Genomic DNA, 21,487 nt, shown 5'->3' on the forward strand with positions numbered 1-21,487 from the left:
AGCCTCCGCCCGGCCGGACGAGCCGGGGGCGGCGCGCCCACCGGCCCGCCGCCCCCTGAAGCGGCCGGAGCGGCCCGCGTCAGCCCTCGACGCGCGGCCTCTCCGGACGATGCCCGCTCATTCGCTCGGAGCGACCGGCTCCAGGCTGTGCTTGTTTCATTCGCTCGGAGCGAGCCTCTCAAGAATCAGCTCGCGCACGCGCGCCGCGTCGGCCTGGCCGCGCGTGGCCTTCATGACCGCGCCGACGAGCGCGCCGGCCGCGGCGACCTTGCCCGCGCGGATCTTGTCGGCGACGGCCGCGTTGGCCGCGATGGCCTCGTCCACGGCGGTACCGAGCGCGCCCTCGTCGGAGACGACCTTCAGGCCGCGCTTCTCCACGACGGTGTCCGGGTCGCCCTCGCCCGCGAGCACGCCCTCGATCACCTGCCGGGCCAGCTTGTCGTTGAGGTCGCCGGAGGCGACGAGCGCGGCGACCCTGGCGACCTGGGCCGGGGTGATGGGCTGCTCGTCCAGCGCGCGGCCCGACTCGTTGGCGTGCCGGGCCAGCTCGCCCATCCACCACTTGCGGGCCTGGTCGGCCGGGGCACCGGCCTCGATGGTGGCGACGATGAGGTCGATCGCGCCCGCGTTGAGGATGGACTGCATGTCGTGCTCGGAGACGCCCCACTCCTCGCGGAGCCGGTTGCGGCGTACCCGGGGCAGCTCGGGAAGCCCCTGCCGCAGCTCCTCGACCCAGTCGCGGGCCGGGGCGACCGGCACGAGGTCGGGCTCCGGGAAGTACCGGTAGTCCTCGGCGTTGTCCTTGATCCGGCCGGAGGTGGTGGAGCCGTCCTCCTCGTGGAAGTGCCGGGTCTCCTGGAGGATCGTGCCGCCGCCGTTCAGCACCGCGGCGTGGCGCTGGATCTCGAACCGGGCGGCACGCTCCACGCTGCGCAGCGAGTTGACGTTCTTCGTCTCGGAGCGCGTACCGAACTCCGCGCGGCCGTGCGGGCGCAGCGACAGGTTCACGTCGCACCGCATCTGGCCCATCTCCATCCGGGCCTCGGAGACGCCCAGCGCCTTGATCAGCTCACGCAGCTCGGCGACGTACGCCTTGGCGACCTCGGGGGCGCGCGCTCCGGCTCCCTCGATGGGCTTGGTGACGATCTCGATGAGCGGGATACCGGCGCGGTTGTAGTCCAGCAGCGAGTGGGACGCCCCGTGAATACGTCCGGTGGCGCCGCCGACGTGCAGCGACTTGCCGGTGTCCTCCTCCATGTGGGCGCGCTCGATCTCCACGCGGAAGATCTCGCCGTCCTCCAGCTGGACGTCCAGATGGCCGTTGAAGGCGATCGGCTCGTCGTACTGGGAGGTCTGGAAGTTCTTCGGCATGTCCGGATAGAAGTAGTTCTTCCGGGCGAAGCGGCACCACTCGGCGATCTCGCAGTTCAGCGCGAGGCCGATCTTGATCGCCGACTCGACACCGATCGCGTTGACGACGGGCAGCGATCCCGGCATGCCAAGACAGGTCGGGCAGGTCTGCGAGTTGGGCTCGGCACCCAGCTCGGTCGAGCAGCCGCAGAACATCTTGGTCTTGGTACCCAGCTCGACATGGACTTCCAGGCCCATGACGGGGTCGTAGGTCGCGAGGGCGTCCTCGTACGACACCAGGTCAATGACGGTCACAGGTACTTCTTCCTCTTCAATGCTTCATCGGTGTCCGCCAGCCAGCGCTGGTAGGACGACAGCTTCCCGAGTACGGAGAGATCCACTTCGTCGGCGAGGCGGGCGAAGTAATCGCCGGGGTCGGATCGCCGGGCCTTCTTGAGCACGTTCGCCAGCACGCGTTTCGGGTGGGCCGGGTGCCCAGGTGCCGGATTTCCTTGTTCCACATCCTCCGGCTGAAGGTGCGGGTGCGCCGACAGATCGGCGGCGGGCTGCACCCGGACCAGCGCGTCCCGGTCCGCGAGCACCCATGACTCGGTCATCACCCGGGGACCGAGCAATACGGGCGCCGCCGCCTGCTTCGGCAGCGCGGACAGCGCCTCCAGCAGACCGTAGGCATCCGGAATCTCCTTGTGGTCCCGATGGACGAAGAGTACGTCGCACCGCTCGGCCAGTGCCGTGGCCGCCTGGAGAAGAGCCTTCGGCTCGGCTGTGCTGTAGACCGGAGCCGTCTCGCAGGGAGTCAGCACCTCGGTGGCCTTCAGCGCCCTGGCGTGCAGCGTTTCCTCCAGTTGCCGGACGATCAGCCGTTCGAGGAACAGCAGATCGCTCCGGCCCTCCACCAGCAGCCCGAGCCTGAGCAGCCGTACCCGGCTCATGAGATCACCTGTCCCATGGACTCCAGCAGCCGCTTCACCTGCTCGACGGTGACCGTGTCGCCGGGTTCCTCGTCCGCGCGGGGCTTACGCACGGGGCGGGCCCGGGTGACGGTCGAGACCCCGGGGCGCGCCGGGTCGACGTGGGACGCCTGTTCCAGGAAGACGAGGCTGCCGGAGTCGTCGTCCCGGAGGGCGGAGAGCAGAACGGGCGAGTGAGTGGTCGCGATGAGCTGGCGGAACCCGAAGACCTTCCCGGCCAGTTCCACCAAGTCCGGGAAGTCGGCCACGTCTCTGCGCAGCCGCCGCACCAGTTCGGCGATCCGGGTGGGGTGCAGCCCGTTCTCGATCTCCTCGACGGCCAGCAGGCCGGCCCGACGGTCGTCGTACCAGGCCGCCAGCAGCGCGAGCACACGCATCGTGCCGTCGGACAGCATCGGCGGGGATGTCCAGCCGGTGTGCCGGAACCGTACGTCGAAGTCGTACTCACCGCGCCGGTCGTCGAACAGCGGCCTGATCCCGGACGCTTCAGGGATCAGAGCGGCCAGATCGGCCTCCATGTCGCGGAGCTCTTCCGTGCTGAGCCGCTGGAGAACGGCAGCCAGATTGCCGCCGTTCGAAAGGAGCGTCAGCTCGTCACTGCCGCCGAACGGCCTGCGCATGGCGGCGGGATCGAGTGCGATCCGCTCCCAGGTCGCGGTTTCGCTCGCGAGGTGACCGAGAAGCTCCTGCGCGCCCTCTGCCTTGGGGGCGCCCGAGGCGGGATCGCTGCCGCGGAGAGAAGCCCAGTCGGTCCCGTTGCGCTCCACGAACGACTCCCTCGCCGTGGCGAGTGCCGCACGCAGCTGTCCCGGGATCGACAGCCGGTCCATCCACTCCGTACGCGTGAGGCTGCTCACCCACACCCGTCCGCCGCGCCACCCGACCCTCACCGGCCCCGGTGGCGTGCCGTGCCTTTCGACTCCCAGCCGGACGACCAGCGGGAGCGGCCCGTACGCGCTGGGCACGATCATGCCGATTTTGACAGTCAGCTCAGCCGCCGTGTAGGCGCCGCCGGCTCCGTCGGCATGGTGGAAGAGGTCTCGGGCGGCGAGCCGCGGGTTGTCGCCGTCCAGGGCTCTGACCAGCCCGGTCGTCACCACCCGCCGGACGAAGTCCAGCGCGTCCAGGAGGTTCGACTTCCCAGCGCCGTTGACGCCCATGAGCACCGTGCAGGGACGTACGTCCAGGCCGAAGCCCACGAACGACTTGAAGCCGTCGATCTCAATGCGGGTGATCACCGCGTCACCTCCTTCCGTGGAGCGGTGCGCCGGGAGCCCGGGAGGCCGTCCCGAGAACGGCCTCCCGGCCTGTCCGTTCAGCCCAGCAGTACGTCGTCGTCGCCCAGCCGCTTCAGCTCGCGGTACAGGATCGCGAGTCCGGTCACGATCGCCACGGCGGAGACCGCGGCGTCGACCAGCCGGAGCGTGTCGTGCTCCTGGCGGGCCAGCTTGGCCTGCTTGGCGACGCTCAGGGCGCCGAGGGCGGTGCTTCCGATCGACAGGTACGTCCCGGCCTTGGACTTCTTGAAGCCCTTGGCCTTGCTCAGTGCGTTGGTCATAGCGACGGTGCCTCCTCCAGCAACGGGTGGCCCCACTTTTCCACGAAGGCCGCCTCGACAGCGGCACCGACCTTGTACAGCCGGTCGTCCTTCATGGCGGGGGCGATGATCTGGAGTCCGACCGGGAGGCCGTCCTCCGGGGCGAGGCCGCAGGGCAGCGACATCGCCGCGTTGCCCGCCAGGTTGGTGGGGATGGTGCACAGGTCGGCGAGGTACATCGCCATCGGGTCGTCGGCGCGCTCGCCGATCGGGAAGGCGGTGGTCGGGGTCGTCGGGGAGACGATCACGTCGACCCGCTCGAACGCCTTCTCGAAGTCCCGGGTGATGAGGGTGCGGACCTTCTGCGCCGAGCCGTAGTACGCGTCGTAGTAGCCGGAGCTGAGCGCGTACGTGCCGAGGATGATCCGGCGCTTGACCTCGTCGCCGAAGCCGGCCTCGCGGGTCAGCGCGGTGACGTCCTCGGCGGACCTCGTACCGTCGTCGCCGACGCGCAGGCCGTAGCGCATGGCGTCGAAGCGGGCGAGGTTCGAGGAGCACTCGGACGGCGCGATCAGGTAGTACGCGGCCAGGCCGAGGTCGAAGGACGGGCAGTCCAGCTCGACGATCTCGGCGCCGAGCTCGCGGAGCAGCTCCACCGACTCGTCGAAGCGCTGGACGACGCCCGCCTGGTAGCCCTCGCCGCGGAACTGCTTGACGACGCCGACGCGCATCCCGGCGACCGAGCCGTTGCGGGCCGCCTCGACGACCGGCGGGACCGGGGCGTCGATGGAGGTGGAGTCGAGCGGGTCGTGACCGGCGATCGCCTCGTGCAGCAGGGCCGCGTCCAGGACCGTACGGGCGCAGGGGCCGCCCTGGTCGAGGGAGGACGAGAAGGCGACCATGCCGTAGCGGGAGACCCCGCCGTAGGTCGGCTTGACGCCGACGGTGCCGGTGAGCGCGGCGGGCTGGCGGATGGAGCCGCCGGTGTCCGTGCCGATGGCCAGCGGCGCCTGGTACGAGGCGAGCGAGGCGGACGAGCCGCCGCCGGAGCCGCCGGGGACCCTGGTCAGGTCCCAGGGGTTGGCGGTGGGGCCGTACGCGCTGTTCTCGGTGGAGGACCCCATGGCGAACTCGTCCATGTTGGTCTTGCCGAGGATGACGACGCCGGCGGCCTTGAGCTTCTTGGTGAGCGTCGCGTCGTAGGGCGGGATCCAGCCTTCGAGGATCTTGGAGCCGACGGTGGTCGGCACCCCCTCGGTGGTGAAGATGTCCTTGAGCGCGACGGGCACACCGGCCAGCGGCCCGAGCGGCTCACCCGCCGCCCGCTTCGCGTCCACGGCACGGGCCTGGGCCAGCGCCCCCTCGCGGTCGACGTGCAGGAAGGCGTTGATCTTCTCGTCGACGGCCTCGATACGGGCGAGATGGGCCTCGGTGACCTCGACGGCCGTGAGTTCGCCGGACGCGATGCGCTCGGCGATCCCGGCGGCGGTGAGCTTGGTGATGTCCGTCTTGCTGATGTCCGTCATGACTGTTTAGTCCTCCCCCAGGATCTGCGGCACCTTGAAACGCTGCTGCTCCTGGGCAGGGGCGCCGGAAAGCGCCTGCTCGGGGGTGAGCGACGGACGGACCTCGTCCGCGCGCATGACGTTGGTCAGCGGCAGCGGGTGGGAGGTCGGCGGTACGTCTTGGTCGGCTACCTCGGATACGCGGGCGACCGCGCCGATGATGTCGTCGAGCTGTCCGGCGAAGTGCTCTAGCTCTTCGCCCTTCAGCTCCAGACGCGCCAGCCGGGCGAGGTGGGCGACCTCCTCGCGCGTGATGCCAGGCATGCAGCGATCCTCTGGGGTGAGTGTGATGGGTTGTGGCCCAATCCTATGGGCCCGGTCCCGTACCCACGAAACGCTTACCCCCGGGGCCGTGCGGACGGACACCCCCCGGGGGGCTGCCCCTCCGGCACCCGGCCGCCCCGGCCGGTGGCCCGGCCGCGCCACCGGCCGCCGCCACCGGACGCCGCTACTGCACGACGTGGCCCGACTGCTGGACCACCTGCGAGCGCTCCCTGGCGCGCGCCGCCTCCAACTCGGCCGGGCGCTGCCAGCCCCGCTCGCCCCTGGCCAGCAGCCAGGCCGTCGCCTCGTGCGGCGGCATCGCGGCGGCCACCAGCCAGCCCTGCACCGCGTCGCACCCCAGGTCCCGCAGCCGCTCCCAGGTCTCGTCGTCCTCGACGCCCTCCGCGACGACGAGGAGTCCCAGCGAGTGCGCCAGGTCGACAGTGCAGCGCACGATCTCGGCGTCCTCGGTGTCGACCGCGAGCCTGGCCACGAACGACCGGTCGATCTTCAGCTCGCTGACCGGCAGCCGGCGCAGGTGCACCAGCGAGGAGTATCCGGTGCCGAAGTCGTCCAGGGACATCTTCACGCCGTGCCCGGTCAGTCCCGCGAGGGTGTCGGCCGCCCGCTGGGGGTCCTCCAGCAGTACGTGTTCGGTTATCTCCAGCTGGAGGGAGCCGGCCGGGACGCCGTGCCGGGCCAGCCGGGCGGCCACCGCGCCCGCGAATCCGGGGGTGTGCACATCGCGCGGCGAGACGTTGACGGCCACCGGGACCATCAGTCCCTGGGATCGCCAGCGGGCGACTTGAGCGAGAGCCTTCTCCAGTACGTATTCCGTGAGGTGAGGCATGAGACCGGAGGACTCGGCGATGGCGATGAAGTCGTCGGGAGGGACCCGGCCGCGCTCCGGGTGCACCCAGCGCACCAGCGCCTCCAGGCCGGCCACCTGGCCGTCGAAGCGAACCTTCGGCTGGTAGTGCAGCTCCACCTCGCCGGCGTCCAGGGCACGCCGCAGGTCGCCCAGCAGCCCGAGCCGGTCGGGGGTGTTGGAGTCGCGCTTGGACTCGTACACCTCGACGCCCGTGCGGTCCCGCTTCGCCTGGTACATCGCGACGTCCGCGCGGCGCAGCAGGCCCTCCGCGTCCGCCGCGTGCTCGGGGTAGACCGCCACTCCGGCGCTGGCCTCCAGGACGAGCGTGAGGCCGTCGAGATCCAGCGGCGAGGACAGCTCGGCCACCAGATGGCGGGCGACGCGCTGGGCGCTGGTGGTGGAGTCGCAGGTCGGCAGGAGTACGGCGAACTCGTCGCCGCCGAGCCGGGCGGCCTCCGCGCCGCGCGGCAGGGCCAGCCTGAGCCGGTCGGCTATCTGGAGGAGCAGCCGGTCCCCCGCGAGATGGCCGAGGGTGTCGTTGACGGAACGGAAGCGGTCGAGGTCGATCAGGACCAGCGCGGACCTGGCCCCCATGCCCTCCGCCTCCTCCAGCGCCGACCAGGTGCGCTCCAGCAGCCACTGCCTGTTGGGCAGTTTGGTCAGCGGGTCGCGCAACTGCTCCTCGGCCCGCGCCCTGGCGATCCAGAGCGTCGAGTCGAGGGCGATCAGCGGAATGGCGAACAGGGGCAGCAGCACCGGCAGGGACACGGCGACGACGCAGATCAGCGGCGCGATGCCGAGCAGCGCGACCGCGACGAGACCCTGTCGGTAGAGGGCGGTCCTGGCGCCGGCCGGCTCGCCGCTGTGCTGCGGGGAGAGCGCGTACCACAACAGCAGCCGGGTGACGAGGAGATGGGTGGCGGCGGCGAGCACGATCTCCGGGACGCTGCCGATGGACCAGTCGAGCGGCTGCCAGGGCCGCTCGACGGTCGGGACCACGCCGAACAGGGCGAGGACGAGCGCGGCGGCGCCGATGCCCAGCATGTCCGCCGCTCCGTGCAGCACGCCCTGCCGCCAGCGGTGCCGGCGGGCCACGCCGACCAGGACCACGACGGTCAGGCTGACCAGCCCGGCCGCCACCCAGCCGTACAGCAGCAGCACCGCCAGGGTGAGGGCGGCGCCGGAGCCCGTACCGCCCCACCAGCGGTCGCGGCCGAGCGCGACCAGGTGCCCGACGATGATGCCGGTGAGGACGGCCAGCGCCCAGCCGGCCGTGGAGCCGGGGAAGAGCGCGAGCCCGTCCAGCAGCGTACGGACCAGTCCTGTCGCCAGGACGGCCACGGCCAGTCCCACCACCAGAGGGGGTGTCCAGGCCGCGATACCGGCGCGTCCCGCCACAAATCCCGCGATTCCGCGCGGGGGTGAGGCCGGGGCGGCGCTCTCGGTCGGTTTCATTCCCGTCCCTCTCACAGCCGGCGGAGCCGATGCCACGCGATGGCACGTTGTCATGCCAACACGGCTGGAATCGACTCCTCAGCCGTGCACGACAGGCGCACATCCCAACAGTAGGCCGCCGAAGGCCCCAACGGGCAGCGCTCTACAGCTGTTGCCCGAATGCGACCCGCCCATCCGTATCCGTCTGGTATGCGCCGAACGGGTGACCTTGACGGCCCGAATTCGACGGTGCGGGCCCTGGTCCTCGGGGCGTTGACCGCTCTTACTCCTGGGGAGTGATTTCCGTCTCCTTACCCATCTCCGGCCCTGTCCTATCCGCCGCCGCGCTGTTCTCGGCCGTTTCCGTGCTCTCCTCGGCCGTTTCCGCACTCTTCTCGGCGGCCGCGACGGACACCGCCGCGGCCGCGTCCGGACCCTGCTCCAGGAGGACGGTGAAGCCCCGTTCGTCCAGCACGGGGACCTTCAACTGCACGGCCTTGTCGTGCTTCGAACCGGGGTTCTCGCCGACCACGACGAAGGCGGTCTTCTTCGACACGGATCCGGTCACCTTGGCACCACGCGCCTGAAGCGCCTCTTTCGCGCCATCTCTCGTGTACCGCTCCAGCGTGCCGGTCACCACGACCGTGAGGCCCTCCAGCGGGCGCGGCCCCTGGTCCTCGCCCGAGCCCTCGTCCTCCGTACGGACCCCGGCCGCGCGCCACTTGCGCAGGATCTCGCGGTGCCACTCGTCCGCGAACCACTCCTTGAGCGAGGCCGCGATGACCGGTCCGACGCCCTCGACGGCCGCCAGCTCCTCCTGCGTGGCCTCGTCGATCCGGTCGATGGAGCGGAACTCCCGGGCCAGCGCCTCGGCGGCGACCGGCCCGACATGGCGCACGGAGAGGCCGGTGATGATCCGGGCCAGCGGGCGGTCCTTGGCCTTCGCGATGTTCTCCAGCATCTTCTCGGCGTTCCGCTTGGGCTCGCCCTCCTTGGTGGCGAAGACCATCGCCTTCTTGTCCTCACCCGTCTTCGGGTCCCGCTTGGGCAGTCCGCTGTCCTGGTCCAGGACGTACGCCTTGATGGGCAGCAGCTGCTCGATGGTGAGGTCGAAGAGGTCGCCCTCGTCCACCAGCGGCGGGGTGTCGGGCTCCAGCGGCTTGGTCAGGGCGGCGGCGGCGACATAGCCGAAGTTCTCGATGTCCAGGCACTTGCGGCCCGCCAGGTAGAACAGCCGCTCCCGCAACTGGGCCGGGCAGGTGCGCGCGTTGGGGCAGCGGAGGTCGATGTCGCCCTCCTTCATCGCCCGCAGCGGGGTCCCGCACTCGGGGCACTCGGCCGGCATCACGAACTCGTACGCGTCCTCAGGGCGCAGATCGATGACCGGGCCGAGGATCTCCGGGATGACGTCGCCCGCCTTGCGCAGCACCACCGTGTCCCCGATCCACACGCCCTTGGCCTTCACCACCTCCTGGTTGTGCAGGGTGGCGAACTCGACCTCGGAGCCGGCCACCGTCACCGGCTCGACCTGCGCGTACGGGGTGACGCGCCCGGTGCGGCCGACACCCACCCGGATGTTCACCAGCTTGGTGTTGACCTCCTCCGGCGCGTACTTCCAGGCGATCGCCCAGCGCGGCGCGCGCGAGGTGGAGCCCAGCCGGCCCTGGAGCGGGATCTCGTCCAGCTTGACGACGACGCCGTCGATCTCGTGCTCGACGGAGTGCCGGTTCTCCCCGAAGTGGGCGATGAACTCCCGCACCTCCTGGACGCTTTGGACCACCCTGTTGTGCTGGGCGGTGGGCAGACCCCACTCGCGCAGCAGCTCGTAGGCGTGCGAGAGGCAGTCGATGTCGAAGCCCTCACGGGCCCCGATGCCGTGCACCACCATGTGCAGCGGGCGGGTCGCGGTGATCTTCGGGTCCTTCTGGCGCAGCGAACCCGCCGCCGCGTTGCGCGGGTTGGCGAAGGGCTTGTCGCCGGCCTCCACCAGACGCGCGTTGAGCTCCTGGAACGCCTCCATCGGGAAGTAGACCTCGCCGCGGATCTCGACGAGGTCCGGGACGCGCTCGCCGTGCAGCCGGTGCGGGATCTCGGCGATCGTACGGACGTTGGGCGTGATGTCCTCGCCCGTACGGCCGTCGCCCCGGGTCGCCGCGCGGGTCAGCAGACCGTGCTCGTAGGTGAGGTTGACGGCCAGTCCGTCGACCTTCAGCTCGCACAGGAAGTGGAAGTCGGGGGTGCCCACGTCCTTGGCGACGCGCTCCGCCCAGGCCGCCAGCTCCTCGTCGTCGAAGGCGTTGTCCAGGGAGAGCATCCGCTCGCGGTGCTGGACCGCGGTGAACTCCGTCTCGTACTGCCCGGCGACCTTCTGGGTCGGGGAGTCCGGGGTGCGCAGCTCCGGATGAGTCTCCTCCAGCTCCTCCAGCGAGCGCAGCAGCCGGTCGAACTCGCCGTCGCTGACGACCGGCTGGTCCTTCACGTAGTACCGGAAGCGGTGCTCCTCGATCTGCTCGGAGAGCAGGGCGTGCCGCTCCCGCGCCTCCGCGGGCACCTCGGGCATCGCAGACACCACGCTCCGCTGTTCGCCTGCCACCGTCTCGTCCTCCCGATTCACCATGATCCGGCCGTCACCCGTCGCCGGGATCGTCACTCAGGGTTGTCCACGAGGGATCTCGCGGCCCTGACGCAGTGGGCCTGCGCGGCGTGCGCGTACGCGGGTGAAGCACCCGCGAGCCCGCACGCGGGGGTGAGCACCACGGACTCCGCGAGAGTCCCCGGATTCAGCCCCAGCCTGCGCCACAGCGTTCTGACTCCCCTGACGCTACCGGCAGGGTCTGACAATGGGCCGTCGGTACCCGGCACGATTCCGGCGAAGAGTTTCGTACCGCCCTCGACGGCGTCGCCGATCGTCTCCTCATCACGCTCGGTGAGCAGGTCGAAATCGAACGAAACGGCCGCGGCGCCCGCGCGCCGCAGCAGCGCGAAGGGCACGTCAGGCGCGCACGAGTGCACCACCGTCGTCCCGGCACCGAGCGCGGTCACCTCCCGCAGCGCGCTCTCGACCACCTGGCGGTCCGCCGCGCGGTGGGCGCGGTAGCCGCTGGCGGATTTGATGTGTCCGCGCAGGACGGCGGTGAGGGACGGCTCGTCGAGCTGGAGCACCGGTACGGCTCCCGGCACCCGGCGCCGTACCTCGGCGAGATGCCCGGTGAGCCCTTCCACCAGGGAGGCGGTCAGGTCCCGGCAGGCTCCGGGGTCGCTGAGCGCCGCCTCGCCGTTGCGCAGTTCCAGCGCGGCGGCCAGGGTCCACGGTCCGACGGCCTGGATCTTGAGCGGCCCCTCGTATCCCTGGGTGAACTCCTCCAGCGCGTCCAGGTCCTCCCCCAGCCATGACCTGGCCCGCTTGGTGTCCCGGCCGGGCCGGTCGCCGATCCGCCAGCCGCTTGGCTCCACGCGCGCGTAGACCTCGGCGAGGAGCCCCGCCGTACGGCCGATCATGTCGGCGCCGGGCCCGCGTGCGGGCAGTTCCGGCAGGTACGGGAATCCCTCGAAGGTTCCGGTGACGGCCCTGGCGGTCTCCCGCGCGTCGCCGCCCGGCAGGGAGCCGATGCCCGTGGCGGGTCCGTAGGACAGCGCGCTCACCGGCCCGGCCTGACCGTGACGTCGTCGATCCGGGCGTCGCGCGGCAGATCGAGCGCGGCCAGGATCGTGGTGGCCACGGACTCGGGGTCGATCCAGCGGGACGGGTCGTACTCCTTGCCCTCCTGCTGGTGGACCTTGGCCTGCATGGGGCTCGCCGTACGGCCCGGGTAGACGGAGGTGACCCGCAGGCCGTTGGGGCGCTCCTCCTCGCGCAGCGCGTCGGCCAGCGCCTTGAGGCCGTGCTTGGAGGCGGCGTACGCGCTCCACTCGGCGTGGGCGCTGAGCCCGGCGCCCGAGTTGACGAAGATCACCTGGCCGTGTGCGACGCGCAGTTGGGGCAGGAGGAGCCGGGTCAGCTCCGCCGGGGCCACGAGGTTCACCGCGAGCTGGCTGTGCCAGGCCTTGGGGGTCAGCTCCCCGACCGTCCCCAGGTCCACGACGCCCGCGATGTGCAGGAGCGAGTCGAGCCGGTCGGGCATGGACTGCTGGGCGAGCGCCCAGGAGAGCCGGTCGGGGTTGGAGAGGTCGCCGACGAGGGTACGGGCGCCGGGAAAGCCCGCGACGAGTTCCTTGGCGCGGGCGGCGTCGCGCGCGAACAGCAGCAGGTCGTCGCCGCGCTCGTGCAGGCGGCGCGCGACGGCGGCGCCGATGCCGGAGCCCGCACCGGTGATCAGATGGGTAGCCATGCGGTCATCGTCGCATCACCCCGGGCCGGTCATGACACGGTCAGCGTTCGCCGGCCGACTCCTCCAGGTAGGCGAGTGCGCTCACCCCGTCCTCGGCGAAGAACACCAGGTCGGTGAGGGGCATCGGCAGGAATCCCTCCTCGTCCATCCGGCGGAACTGCTGCTTCAGCCCGTCGTAGAAGCCCGCCGTGTTGAGCAGCACCACGGGCTTGGTGTGGAGGGCGTGCTTCTTGAGTTCCAGGATCTCGGTGGCCTCGTCCAGGGTGCCGGTGCCGCCGACCATGATCACGACGGCGTCGGACTTGGCGAGCAGCAGCGCCTTGCGCTCCGCGAGGTCCTTCGCGATCACCATCTCGTCGGCGTTCGGCCGGGCCACGTTCTGGAGGAAGCCCACCGAGACCCCGACCAGCCGGCCGCCGCCCTCCTGCACTCCGTCGGCGACGACCTTCATCAGCCCGCTGTCCGAGCCGCCCCAGACGAGCGTGTGGCCGCTCTTGCCGATCAGCTCGCCGAACTCGCGGGCGGGGCGGGTGTAGCGCTCGTCGAGGTCGGCGGCGGAGAGGAAGACACAAATATTCATGGGGCCACGGTAGAGCGCGCGGGGAAGAGCGCGCCGCTCCTTGTTGCTGACCTGAGTGCGGTCACAGTACCGAGGGACGACAGGACCGACCGAGGGAGAGATGATCACGATGGCCACCGGACACCGCATCACCGTCGAGCAGGGCACCGAGCATGTACGCGTCGTACGCGACGGGCGGCTTCTCGCGGAGAGCCGCCGTCCGCTGCTGCTGCGCGAGACCGGCTGCCCCGTGCGCTACTACATTCCGCCGAGCGACGTCCGGACCCAGCTGCTGACGCCGTCGGAGACCACCACGCACTGCCCGTTCAAGGGCGACGCTTCCTACTGGTCGCTGCCGGACGCCCCTGATCTCGTCTGGGCGTACCCCGTGCCGAAGGCGGAGGTCGCGCAGGTCAAGGACCACTTCTGCTTCTACGACACGGAGGTCGTCGCGGACTGACGAAGCCCTCCTGAAGAAGACGAGGAAATCTTCGCCGCCGAGCGATGAGTTGAGCGGGGCACCGGGGTCTGACTCTCCATGGACAACGTGTGCTTGGTGAAGTCGGGGGACGCCACCCCGATCGCGTTCCGGCGGTCGGGCGAGGGACCGCCGGTCATTCTGGTGGGTGGGGCGTTCAGTACGGCGGAGTCGGAGGCTCCGCTGGCGAAGCTGCTCGCGCCGGTCTTCAGTGTCATCACCTACGACCGGCGCGGGCGCGGCGCCAGCGGGGACACCGCTCCGTACGCGGTGGAGCGGGAGATCGAGGATCTCGCCGCCCTTCTCGAAGAGGCGGGCGGAGACGCCTCGGTGTACGGCGTGTCCTCGGGCGCGGCGCTGGTGCTGGAGGCGGCGATCGCCGGGCTGCCGATCACCCAACTGGCGCTGTACGAGCCCCCGTACGTCACCGACGCCGCCGATCCGCGCGGCATGGCGGCCTACCGCGAGCGGCTGGCCGGGCTGCTGGCGCTGGGGCTGCGGGACGAGGCGGTCGAGCTGTTCCTGTCGGCCGTGGACGCGACGCCAGCGATGATCGCCGTGATGCGGCGGTCGCCGATGTGGCCGGGGCTGACGGCGGTGGCCCACACCCTGGCGTACGACGACGCCGTGCTGGGCCGGGGCCCGGTGCCCGCCGAGCGGCTCGCGGCGGTGCGCACCCGCGCGATGGTCGTGGACGGCGGCGCCTCCCCTGCGGCCCTGCGCGACGCGGCCCGCGCGACGGCGAGGTCCCTCCCCCGAGGCCGCCACCGCACCCTGACGGGCCAGACGCACGAGGTGGCCCCGCATGTGCTGGCGCCGGTGCTGGAGGAGTTCTTCGCGGCGTGACGCGTCTTACCGGCCCCCGCAGGCGCTCACCGCGGACGGACCGCCCCACGCCACAGGTGGGGCTCTTCGTCCGTGAACCAGCGTGGGCAATTGCATCAGTGCCCAGTGGACCGAGATGGATCCGCCCTGTTCCCGGGCGCCCCAGCGGCGGCCGGGATCGCGGGCCCCGACCGGACCGGGGGGCCGCCCCAGGGCCCTGCTGAATAACCGTGGCCCCGGCTTGCCGCCGACCGTGAAGAGTCCTCGACGATGCCCAGGCTCACCACCAGGCGCCACACGTCGGTCGACGGGTCTCGCCGCAGCGTCTCGCAGTCATGGGCGTGCCCGGAGCGTGCAGCCCATGATGTCGTGGACTTCGGCTGATTGTCGCGGCTGTACGGGTACGTCTTGGCGTTGACCGCCTTGCACGAACCGTGCTCGCACTGGCCGACCAGGCGCTTCGCGCGGGACACCGCCTCTTTCAGCGTCCCGGAACCGTCCAGCGCCGTTCGCCGCACGTCCTTGATGCTCTTGTCGTTCCTGCCGTCGAACTTCTTGAAGGCGGGATGTGCCTGCCGCAGCTTCTTTATGACGTCCTTGTTCTTGCCGCTCTGCCGCCCGCCGAACTCCTGAAAGTGCAGCAGCAGCCACAGTTCGAAGGACGGATGGGAGAAACAGACCTCGGTGGAGCCCTCCGCCGCTTCTCTCAGAGTCTTCGGGATGTCGTGGTGGTCGTCGCGGTCGAAGAGAGCCCACGCCTCGTCCTCCGCGGCTTCGTCGCGTACGGCCGCCACGGCCTCCGCCAGCGTGTAGCCGTTCTTTTTGTAGACAGGCTGGATATGGAACCGCTGGCCCTCGTACCCGCTGCCGTCCCCGTACCGGTCGTTGAGGTGGTTGAGGTGGTCCACCTCGGTGGACTCGCCCTCGCACCCCACGTACGCCACCCGCACCGCCCGGGAAGCGTCCGGCGGCGGAGTCGGGGTCGGAATCAGCGGCTGCTCGTCGCCTTTACTCACCCTGCGCTTTTCCGCTTCGGCGTACCGGCCTCCGGCGAGTCCTCGTCCCGCCGGTGTCCCGGTTTCCCCTGCTGCCCGCCACCCCGCGTATTCACGCTGTCGCCTTCGCCTCCTGCCAGGACACCTCACGGGCGATCTCACCCGCGCTGACGCGCGGGACGCCGCCGTACCGGCCTCGCAGATAGCCCCGTTCCAGGCTCTCGCCATCCGCCGGACGCGCGGCGGTCAGCGGATACAGCTCGGTCGCTCCCGTGCGGTCCTTCGCCGTGATCCAGACCTGAGCCCGGCCGAGCGGCCGGTCCAGGACCTCGCTGCCAAGCAGGGTGGCGTCGTGTGTCGTGAAGATCAGTTGGGCGTCACGGGGATTCGCCTTGGGGTCCCAACCTCTCGGACGTCGAACGAATCCACTGATGAAAATGGAGGCACCCCGATGAATATGGAAAAAGCAAGAGGCACGGCCGACGAATTGATTCAGCAAGCGATCCACGGCGTAAGCCCGGTGCCGCGCCTGGAGCCTCTCGGCGGAGAAGTGGGGCCGTGCCTGGACCCGAGTGATGGCGGGTCCGAGGACCGTGTGACGCTGACAAAGAACTACTGGCTGCGCGACATCCCCCCCGACCAGGGCAAGGACGTCGTCCGCCAGGTGTTCGAGAACTGGAAGACCGCCGGTCACACCGTCGATGCCGCACCGGACTACGAGCGCAGGGCCGTCGGCGCCAACCTGCGTAGGAAGCCCGACGACTTCCTCATGCAGGTGGCCATGGGCCTCGGCGGCCAGCTCAGTGTGGGCGTCACCTCCCCGTGCTTCTGGGACAAGGAGCCCGACGAGGTCAAGGCCCCCGTCTCCAGTGACCTCGGCCTTCCCCTCCCCACGACCAAGACCGAGTTGAAGGTGCGGCAGCAGGCCCTCAACGGTGTGAAGGACGTCTCCAGCCAGGTTCTGGACGGCCTCATCGGCGGCTGGCCCTCCGAGGAGAAGCCCTACGTGTACGTCCGGAGCCAGGACAGCTCCTGTGTGGGGCAGCACCAGTGGACGTACACCTGTGAGGACGCCCCCGTCGCCGAGCGCGCCTATCAGCGGCTGCTGCGCAAGCTGACCGATCGCGGCTGGCGCTTCGAGGCGCCGCCCGAGGACGTCGCGGCTCAGGGCGGCGACGCGGTGCTGGCTCTGACCCCGGACGAATACGAGTCCGGGGCCGTGGTCGAGCGCCCACGCGGCAGTGCGGTGATCACTGTGTCCGCCGCGTGGGAGCGGGAGTGGCCGCCGCCGTACATGCGCTGAGCGCCGGCGGGCTACGGTGCACGGCCCCTCCCCGCGCTCAGCCCGCCAGCGCGCCCGTCCGCCGCTGGGTCGTCGCGATCGTCGCCGAGCCGACGACGCGGGTGCCGTCGTACAGGACGATCGCCTGGCCGGGGGCGACGCCGCGGACCGGTGCGTCGAAGCGGACGTGGAGGGTGCCGTCGGTGAGTTCGGCCGTGACCGGGGTCTCGTCGCCGTGGGCGCGCAGTTGGGCGGTGTACTCGCCGGGGCCGGCCGGGGCGGTGCCGCACCAGCGGGGCTTGAGGGCGGTCAGGGCGGTGACGTCGAGGGCGGCCGCGGGGCCGACGGTGACGGTGTTGTCGACGGGCGAGATGTCCAGCACGTAGCGCGGCTTGCCGTCGGCGGCCGGGTGGCCGATGCGCAGGCCCTTGCGCTGGCCGATCGTGAAGCCGAAGGCGCCGTCGTGGCTGCCGATCCGCGTACCCGACTCGTCGACGATGTCGCCCTCGGCGCGGCCGAGCCGGTCGGCCAGGAAGCCCTGGGTGTCGCCGTCGGCGATGAAGCAGATGTCGTGGCTGTCGGGCTTCTTCGCCACGGCGAGGCCCCGGCGCTCGGCCTCGGCGCGGATCTCGTCCTTGGTGGTCAGGGTGTCGCCCAGGGGGAACATCGCGTGCGCGAGCTGGCGCTCGTCCAGCACCCCGAGAACGTAGGACTGGTCCTTGGCCATGTCGCTCGCCCGGTGCAGCTCGCGGCCGCCGTCGGGGGCGGTGACGACCGTGGCGTAGTGGCCCGTGCACACGGCGTCGAAGCCGAGGGCGAGCGCCTTGTCGAGCAGCGCGGCGAACTTGATCTTCTCGTTGCAGCGCAGACACGGGTTGGGGGTGCGGCCCGCCTCGTACTCGGCGACGAAGTCCTCGACCACGTCCTCGCGGAACCGTTCGGCGAGATCCCATACGTAGAACGGGATGCCGATGACATCGGCGGCGCGGCGCGCGTCGCGGGAGTCCTCGATGGTGCAGCAGCCGCGTGCGCCGGTGCGGAAGGACTGCGGATTCGCGGAGAGCGCCAGATGCACTCCGGTGACGTCGTGGCCCGCCTCGGCCGCACGGGCGGCGGCGACGGCGGAGTCCACGCCGCCGGACATGGCGGCGAGTACGCGGAGCGGGCGGGTGCGCTGGGAATTCTGAGTCATAGCCCAACCAGGGTACGGCCCGGGGGAACCACATTCGCGCGAGAATGCGTTGACGATCATATGGGCGAGAAATCACGGGGTACCGGGAGTCGCGGCACGCGTCGGCGCGCGTCCGCCGACGGCCCGAAGGCCACCCGCAGGGCGGTGCTGATCGGCGGCGCCGCCACGGTGCTCGGCGGCGGTGTGCTGGCGCGCGACGAGCTGTCGTGGGTCTGGCGGAAACTGTCCGTGGGGCACAAGCCGCGCAAGGAGGGTGAGCTGGATTACATCCCCGCCGAGTGGGCCGCCGCCTCGTCCGCGAACTGGCAGATGGCCGACCGCCCCGACGACTACCGGATCGACCGCGTCGTGATCCATGTCGTCCAGGGCAGCTACGCGGTGGCGCTCCAGGTCTTCAAGGATCCCGCTCACGGCGCTGCCGCGCACTACGTGGTGGCCAAGGACGGCCATGTGGCACAGATGATCCGCGAGCTGGACGTGGCGTACCACGCGGGCGACCGCGGCTACAACGAGCGGTCGATCGGGATCGAGCACGAGGGGTACGTGGAGCGGCCGGAGTCCTTCACGGACACGATGTACCGCTCCTCCGCGCGGCTCACCGCCGACATATGCCACCGGTACGGGATACCGGTGGACCGCGAGCACATCGTCGGGCATGTCGAGGTCCCTGGCACGGATCACACGGACCCGGGGAAGGGCTGGGACTGGAACCGGTACATGAGGTACGTACGGGAGGCGTACGCCCGCCAGGAGACCGCACCGGCGGAGTGACCGCCGCGCCCGCTCACCGCCGGCGGCCACGCGCCCGCGGCCCCTCGCCCGCTCCCCCGTCGGCCGTCAGCTCAGGCCCGCGCTCCTGGCACGGGCCACCACAGGTCCGATCGCCTGCGCGACCGCCTCGACGTCCGCCGGAGTGGAGGTGTGGCCGAGGGAGAACCGCAGGGTGCCCCTGGCCAGGTCGGGGTCGCTGCCGGTGGCCAGCAGGACATGGCTGGGCTGCGCCACCCCGGCCGTGCACGCGGAGCCCGTCGAGCACTCGATGCCCTGGGCGTCGAGCAGCAGGAGCAGGGAGTCGCCCTCGCAGCCGGGGAAGCTGAAGTGCGCGTTGGCGGGCAGCCGGTTGTCCGGGTCGCCGCCGAGGACCGCGTCGGGCACCACGTCCCGTACGGCGGCCACCAGCCGGTCCCGCAGCACGCCGATGTCCCGCGCGAACTCCTCGCGCCGCTCGGCGGCGAGCCGTCCAGCGACGGCGAAGGCGGCGATCGCGGGCACGTCGAGGGTGCCCGAGCGCACATGGCGCTCCTGGCCGCCGCCGTGCAGGACGGGTACGGGGGTGTACTCGCGGCCGAGCAGCAGCGCGCCGATGCCGTAGGGGCCGCCGATCTTGTGGCCGCTGACGGTCATCGCGGCGAGCCCGGATCCACCGAAGTCCAGCTCCGTCTGGCCGAACGCCTGAACGGCGTCGGAGTGCAGCGGAATCCGGAACTCCGCCGCCACCTCGGCGAGTTCCCTGATCGGCAGGATGGTGCCGATCTCGTTGTTGGCCCACATGACGGTGGCGAGCGCGACATCGTCGGGGTTCCGCTCGACGGCCGCGCGCAGCGCCTCGGGCGCCACCCGGCCGTGCGAGTCGACCGGCAGGTATTCGACGGTCGCGCCCTCGTGCTCGGCGAGCCAGTCCACGGCGTCGAGGACGGCATGGTGCTCCACGGGGCTGGCCAGCACCCGGGTCCTGGCCGGGTCGGCGGCGCGGCGGGCCCAGTACAGGCCCTTCACGGCGAGGTTGTCCGCCTCCGTGCCGCCCGACGTGAAGACCACCTCGCTGGGCCGCGCGCCGAGGGCCTCCGCGAGCGTCTCGCGGGCCTCCTCGACGGTACGGCGGGCCCGGCGCCCGGCGGCGTGGAGCGAGGAGGCGTTGCCGGCGAGGCGGAACTGGGCGGTCATCGCCTCGATCGCCTCCGGCAGCATCGGAGTGGTCGCGGCGTGGTCGAGATAAGCCATGGTGCGCACGATTCTACGAGCGCGGGCGGACGCGCTCGCAGCAGGCCCGGGGACGGGCCGCGCGAACCGCGCACCGCCGCGCGCGCCACCCCGTCGTCCAGCGGTGCTCTTGCCCGGATGCGACAGTAGCGTCTAGCTTTACGGTCATGACAGCGTGGATGCTCGACCGCACCTTCCCCAGCTCTTCCGGCGCCGTGCGGTGGGCCGAACTCGGCTCGCCGGAACTGCCGCCCGTCGTGCTGCTGCACGGGACGCCGTTCTCCTCGTACGTCTGGCGCGCCGTCGCGCGCGCCCTCGCCCAGGACCACCGGGTGCTGGTCTGGGACATGCCGGGATACGGCGCGTCGGAGCGGAGCCCGGACCAGGACGTGTCGCTGGCCGCCCAGGCGCGGGTCTTCACCGAGCTCCTCGGCCACTGGGGGCTGGACCGGGGCCCGGCCGCGCCCCGCGTCGTCGCCCACGACTTCGGCGGCTGCGTCGCGCTCCGCGCTTATCTGCTGCACGGCGTCCGGTACGAGCGGCTGGCGCTGGTCGATCCGGTGGCGCTGGCGCCCTGGGGCTCCCCCACGTACCGGCTGCTCGGCCGGCACGGCGAGGTCTTCGGCCGGCTGCCCGCGGCTCTGCACCGGGCGCTGGTGCGCGAGTACCTCTCCTCGGGGAGCCACCGGGGCTCGCGCCGGACGTCCTGGACCGGCTGACGGACGACTGGTGCGGGGCGGACGGACAGCCCGCCTTCTACCGGCAGATCGAGCAGAACGACCAGCGGTTCACGGACGAGATCCAGGACCGCTACGGGGAGTTGGAGCTGCCTGTGCTGATCTGCTGGGGCGAGGAGGACAGCTGGATCCCGCCGGCCAGGGGACGCGAACTGGCGGCGCTCATTCCTGGCGCGGAGCTACGGCTGCTGGCGGGTGCCGGCCATCTCGTCCAGGAGGACGCCCCCGCGGAACTCACCGCGGCGGTGGCTCGTTTCCTGGCCGAAGGCCGGACGGCCGCGGCCCGGACGGCCACGGCCAGCTGACGGCCACGGCCCGCTGACCGCTCGGCATCTCTCACCCTCCGGCCCCCTCCTCCTCGGCCGCCGCCGAGCGCCGGTTCCAGGCCCGCGGCGCCCGCCAGTGGAACCGCATCGCGAGCAGCCGCAGAGCGAACGCTGTGAGCACGGCGAGGGTGCTGGTCAGCCCGTTCAGCGCCTCGAAGCGGATGCAGAGCGCCACCATCGAGGCGCCGACGATGGCCGGTACGGCGTACAGGTCGCGGTCCCAGCGCAGCAGCGAGGGCACCTCGTTGGCGAGCACGTCCCGCAGCACCCCGCCGCCGACCGCCGTGGCCAGGCCGAGCACGACGGAGGAGGTGAGGCCGAGACCGTACTCGTACGCCTTGGTGGTGCCCGTGACGCAGAAGAGGCCGAGCCCGGCGGCGTCGAAGACATTGACCGCGCCCTGGATGCGTTCGACGTGCGGATGCAGGAAGAAGACCAGCACGGTCGCCACCAGCGGCATGGAGAAGTAGCCGAGGTCGGTGAAGGCGGCGGGCGGCACAGCGCCGATGATCAGATCGCGCAGCAGTCCGCCGCCCAGCGCGGTGATCTCGGCCAGCACCGCCATGCCGAAGACGTCGAAGTTCTTGCGGACGGCGAGCAGGGCGCCGGAGATCGCGAAGACGAAGATGCCGACGAGGTCGAGCGCGTGCTGGACGGAGGGGGTGAAAAGGTCGTGGAGCACCCGGACATTGTGCCGGTGCGGCGAGGACACCGCGGAACGGGACCAGGGACGCACGAGACCGGCCGCGAAGGCCGATGTCGTGCGTCCCTG

20 protein-coding genes and 1 pseudogene are annotated in these 21,487 nt (G+C 71.2%); 5 read left to right on the forward strand and 16 right to left on the reverse strand.

Going from position 1 to position 21,487, the window contains the following annotated elements; genetic code table 11:
- Window positions 1-156: 156 nt before the first annotated feature.
- The 11 genes from gatB to OG627_RS08745 all read right to left on the reverse strand — a co-directional run bounded on the left by gatB (window position 157) and on the right by OG627_RS08745 (window position 12,921).
- Window positions 157-1,665: an Asp-tRNA(Asn)/Glu-tRNA(Gln) amidotransferase subunit GatB gene (gene gatB, locus OG627_RS08695; protein ID WP_329063084.1), complete on the reverse strand. Its 1,509-nt coding sequence runs from the start codon at window positions 1,663-1,665 to the stop codon at window positions 157-159.
- Complete coding sequence (locus OG627_RS08700) at window positions 1,662-2,303, reverse strand: hypothetical protein (RefSeq protein WP_329063086.1); 642 nt, start codon at window positions 2,301-2,303, stop codon at window positions 1,662-1,664. Before OG627_RS08700 ends, gatB begins: the two co-directional genes overlap by 4 nt.
- On the reverse strand, window positions 2,300-3,580 hold the full coding sequence (locus OG627_RS08705; RefSeq protein ID WP_329063089.1) for an AAA family ATPase: 1,281 nt from the start codon (window positions 3,578-3,580) through the stop codon (window positions 2,300-2,302). The genes OG627_RS08700 and OG627_RS08705 overlap by 4 nt, the downstream gene beginning before the upstream one ends.
- A gap of 77 nt (window positions 3,581-3,657) precedes the next feature.
- Window positions 3,658-3,900 (reverse strand): hypothetical protein, encoded by a 243-nt coding sequence (locus OG627_RS08710; RefSeq protein ID WP_329063090.1) that lies wholly within the window; start codon window positions 3,898-3,900, stop codon window positions 3,658-3,660.
- Window positions 3,897-5,405 (reverse strand): Asp-tRNA(Asn)/Glu-tRNA(Gln) amidotransferase subunit GatA, encoded by a 1,509-nt coding sequence (gene gatA / locus OG627_RS08715; RefSeq protein WP_329063092.1) that lies wholly within the window; start codon window positions 5,403-5,405, stop codon window positions 3,897-3,899. The genes OG627_RS08710 and gatA overlap by 4 nt, the downstream gene beginning before the upstream one ends.
- Window positions 5,406-5,411: 6 nt before the next feature.
- Window positions 5,412-5,708 (reverse strand): Asp-tRNA(Asn)/Glu-tRNA(Gln) amidotransferase subunit GatC, encoded by a 297-nt coding sequence (gatC, locus tag OG627_RS08720; RefSeq protein ID WP_014153935.1) that lies wholly within the window; start codon window positions 5,706-5,708, stop codon window positions 5,412-5,414.
- Window positions 5,709-5,892: 184 nt separating this feature from the next.
- Complete coding sequence (locus tag OG627_RS08725) at window positions 5,893-8,034, reverse strand: putative bifunctional diguanylate cyclase/phosphodiesterase (RefSeq protein ID WP_329063094.1); 2,142 nt, start codon at window positions 8,032-8,034, stop codon at window positions 5,893-5,895.
- A 262-nt stretch (window positions 8,035-8,296) separates the two neighbouring features.
- On the reverse strand, window positions 8,297-10,573 hold the full coding sequence (gene ligA, locus OG627_RS08730) for an NAD-dependent DNA ligase LigA (protein WP_329072499.1): 2,277 nt from the start codon (window positions 10,571-10,573) through the stop codon (window positions 8,297-8,299).
- An 86-nt stretch (window positions 10,574-10,659) separates the two neighbouring features.
- A complete protein-coding gene (locus OG627_RS08735) occupies window positions 10,660-11,655 on the reverse strand; it encodes a methionine synthase (RefSeq protein ID WP_329063096.1) in 996 nt (331 codons plus the stop codon).
- Window positions 11,652-12,341 (reverse strand): SDR family oxidoreductase, encoded by a 690-nt coding sequence (locus OG627_RS08740; RefSeq protein WP_329063097.1) that lies wholly within the window; start codon window positions 12,339-12,341, stop codon window positions 11,652-11,654. Before OG627_RS08740 ends, OG627_RS08735 begins: the two co-directional genes overlap by 4 nt.
- 40 nt (window positions 12,342-12,381) lie before the next feature.
- A complete protein-coding gene (locus OG627_RS08745) occupies window positions 12,382-12,921 on the reverse strand; it encodes a TIGR00730 family Rossman fold protein (protein WP_329063099.1) in 540 nt (179 codons plus the stop codon).
- A gap of 103 nt (window positions 12,922-13,024) precedes the next feature.
- On the opposite strand from OG627_RS08745, the gene OG627_RS08750 reads away from it, so the two are divergent.
- Both OG627_RS08750 and OG627_RS08755 read left to right on the forward strand, forming a co-directional pair.
- Window positions 13,025-13,360 (forward strand): DUF427 domain-containing protein, encoded by a 336-nt coding sequence (locus OG627_RS08750; RefSeq protein WP_329072501.1) that lies wholly within the window; start codon window positions 13,025-13,027, stop codon window positions 13,358-13,360.
- Window positions 13,361-13,438: 78 nt separating this feature from the next.
- Entirely contained in the window at window positions 13,439-14,224 is a 786-nt protein-coding gene (locus OG627_RS08755; protein WP_329063100.1) for an alpha/beta fold hydrolase, read from the forward strand.
- 95 nt (window positions 14,225-14,319) lie between these two features.
- Here the strand turns inward: OG627_RS08755 and OG627_RS08760 are convergent, their stop codons facing one another.
- Window positions 14,320-15,219: an RloB family protein gene (locus OG627_RS08760; protein WP_329063102.1), complete on the reverse strand. Its 900-nt coding sequence runs from the start codon at window positions 15,217-15,219 to the stop codon at window positions 14,320-14,322.
- Between the two features lie 91 nt (window positions 15,220-15,310).
- Window positions 15,311-15,706, reverse strand: coding sequence for an AAA family ATPase (locus tag OG627_RS08765; RefSeq protein ID WP_329063104.1), 396 nt, complete (start codon window positions 15,704-15,706; stop codon window positions 15,311-15,313).
- A gap of 87 nt (window positions 15,707-15,793) precedes the next feature.
- Between OG627_RS08765 and OG627_RS08770 the strand changes: the two genes are divergently transcribed.
- Window positions 15,794-16,501 (forward strand): hypothetical protein, encoded by a 708-nt coding sequence (locus OG627_RS08770; RefSeq protein ID WP_329063105.1) that lies wholly within the window; start codon window positions 15,794-15,796, stop codon window positions 16,499-16,501.
- 37 nt (window positions 16,502-16,538) lie between these two features.
- Here OG627_RS08770 and mnmA read toward each other — a convergent pair whose 3' ends face one another.
- Window positions 16,539-17,672 carry a tRNA 2-thiouridine(34) synthase MnmA gene (gene mnmA / locus OG627_RS08775; protein WP_329063106.1) on the reverse strand — a complete coding sequence of 378 codons (1,134 nt, stop codon included), beginning with the start codon at window positions 17,670-17,672 and terminating at the stop codon, window positions 16,539-16,541.
- A gap of 60 nt (window positions 17,673-17,732) precedes the next feature.
- Here mnmA and OG627_RS08780 point away from each other — a divergent pair, with 60 nt between their 5' ends.
- Window positions 17,733-18,443, forward strand: coding sequence for an N-acetylmuramoyl-L-alanine amidase (locus OG627_RS08780; RefSeq protein ID WP_329063107.1), 711 nt, complete (start codon window positions 17,733-17,735; stop codon window positions 18,441-18,443).
- Window positions 18,444-18,509: 66 nt separating this feature from the next.
- On the opposite strand, the gene OG627_RS08785 is transcribed toward OG627_RS08780, so the two are convergent.
- Window positions 18,510-19,673 (reverse strand): cysteine desulfurase family protein, encoded by a 1,164-nt coding sequence (locus tag OG627_RS08785; protein WP_329063108.1) that lies wholly within the window; start codon window positions 19,671-19,673, stop codon window positions 18,510-18,512.
- 146 nt (window positions 19,674-19,819) lie between these two features.
- Here OG627_RS08785 and OG627_RS08790 point away from each other — a divergent pair.
- Window positions 19,820-20,694: pseudogene (locus OG627_RS08790) on the forward strand (alpha/beta fold hydrolase).
- Between the two features lie 31 nt (window positions 20,695-20,725).
- Here the strand turns inward: OG627_RS08790 and OG627_RS08795 are convergent.
- Window positions 20,726-21,397: a trimeric intracellular cation channel family protein gene (locus tag OG627_RS08795; RefSeq protein WP_329063110.1), complete on the reverse strand. Its 672-nt coding sequence runs from the start codon at window positions 21,395-21,397 to the stop codon at window positions 20,726-20,728.
- Window positions 21,398-21,487: the final 90 nt, after the last annotated feature.

It is taken from the genome of Streptomyces sp. NBC_01429, assembly GCF_036231945.1.
Classification (GTDB): Bacteria; Actinomycetota; Actinomycetes; order Streptomycetales; family Streptomycetaceae; genus Streptomyces.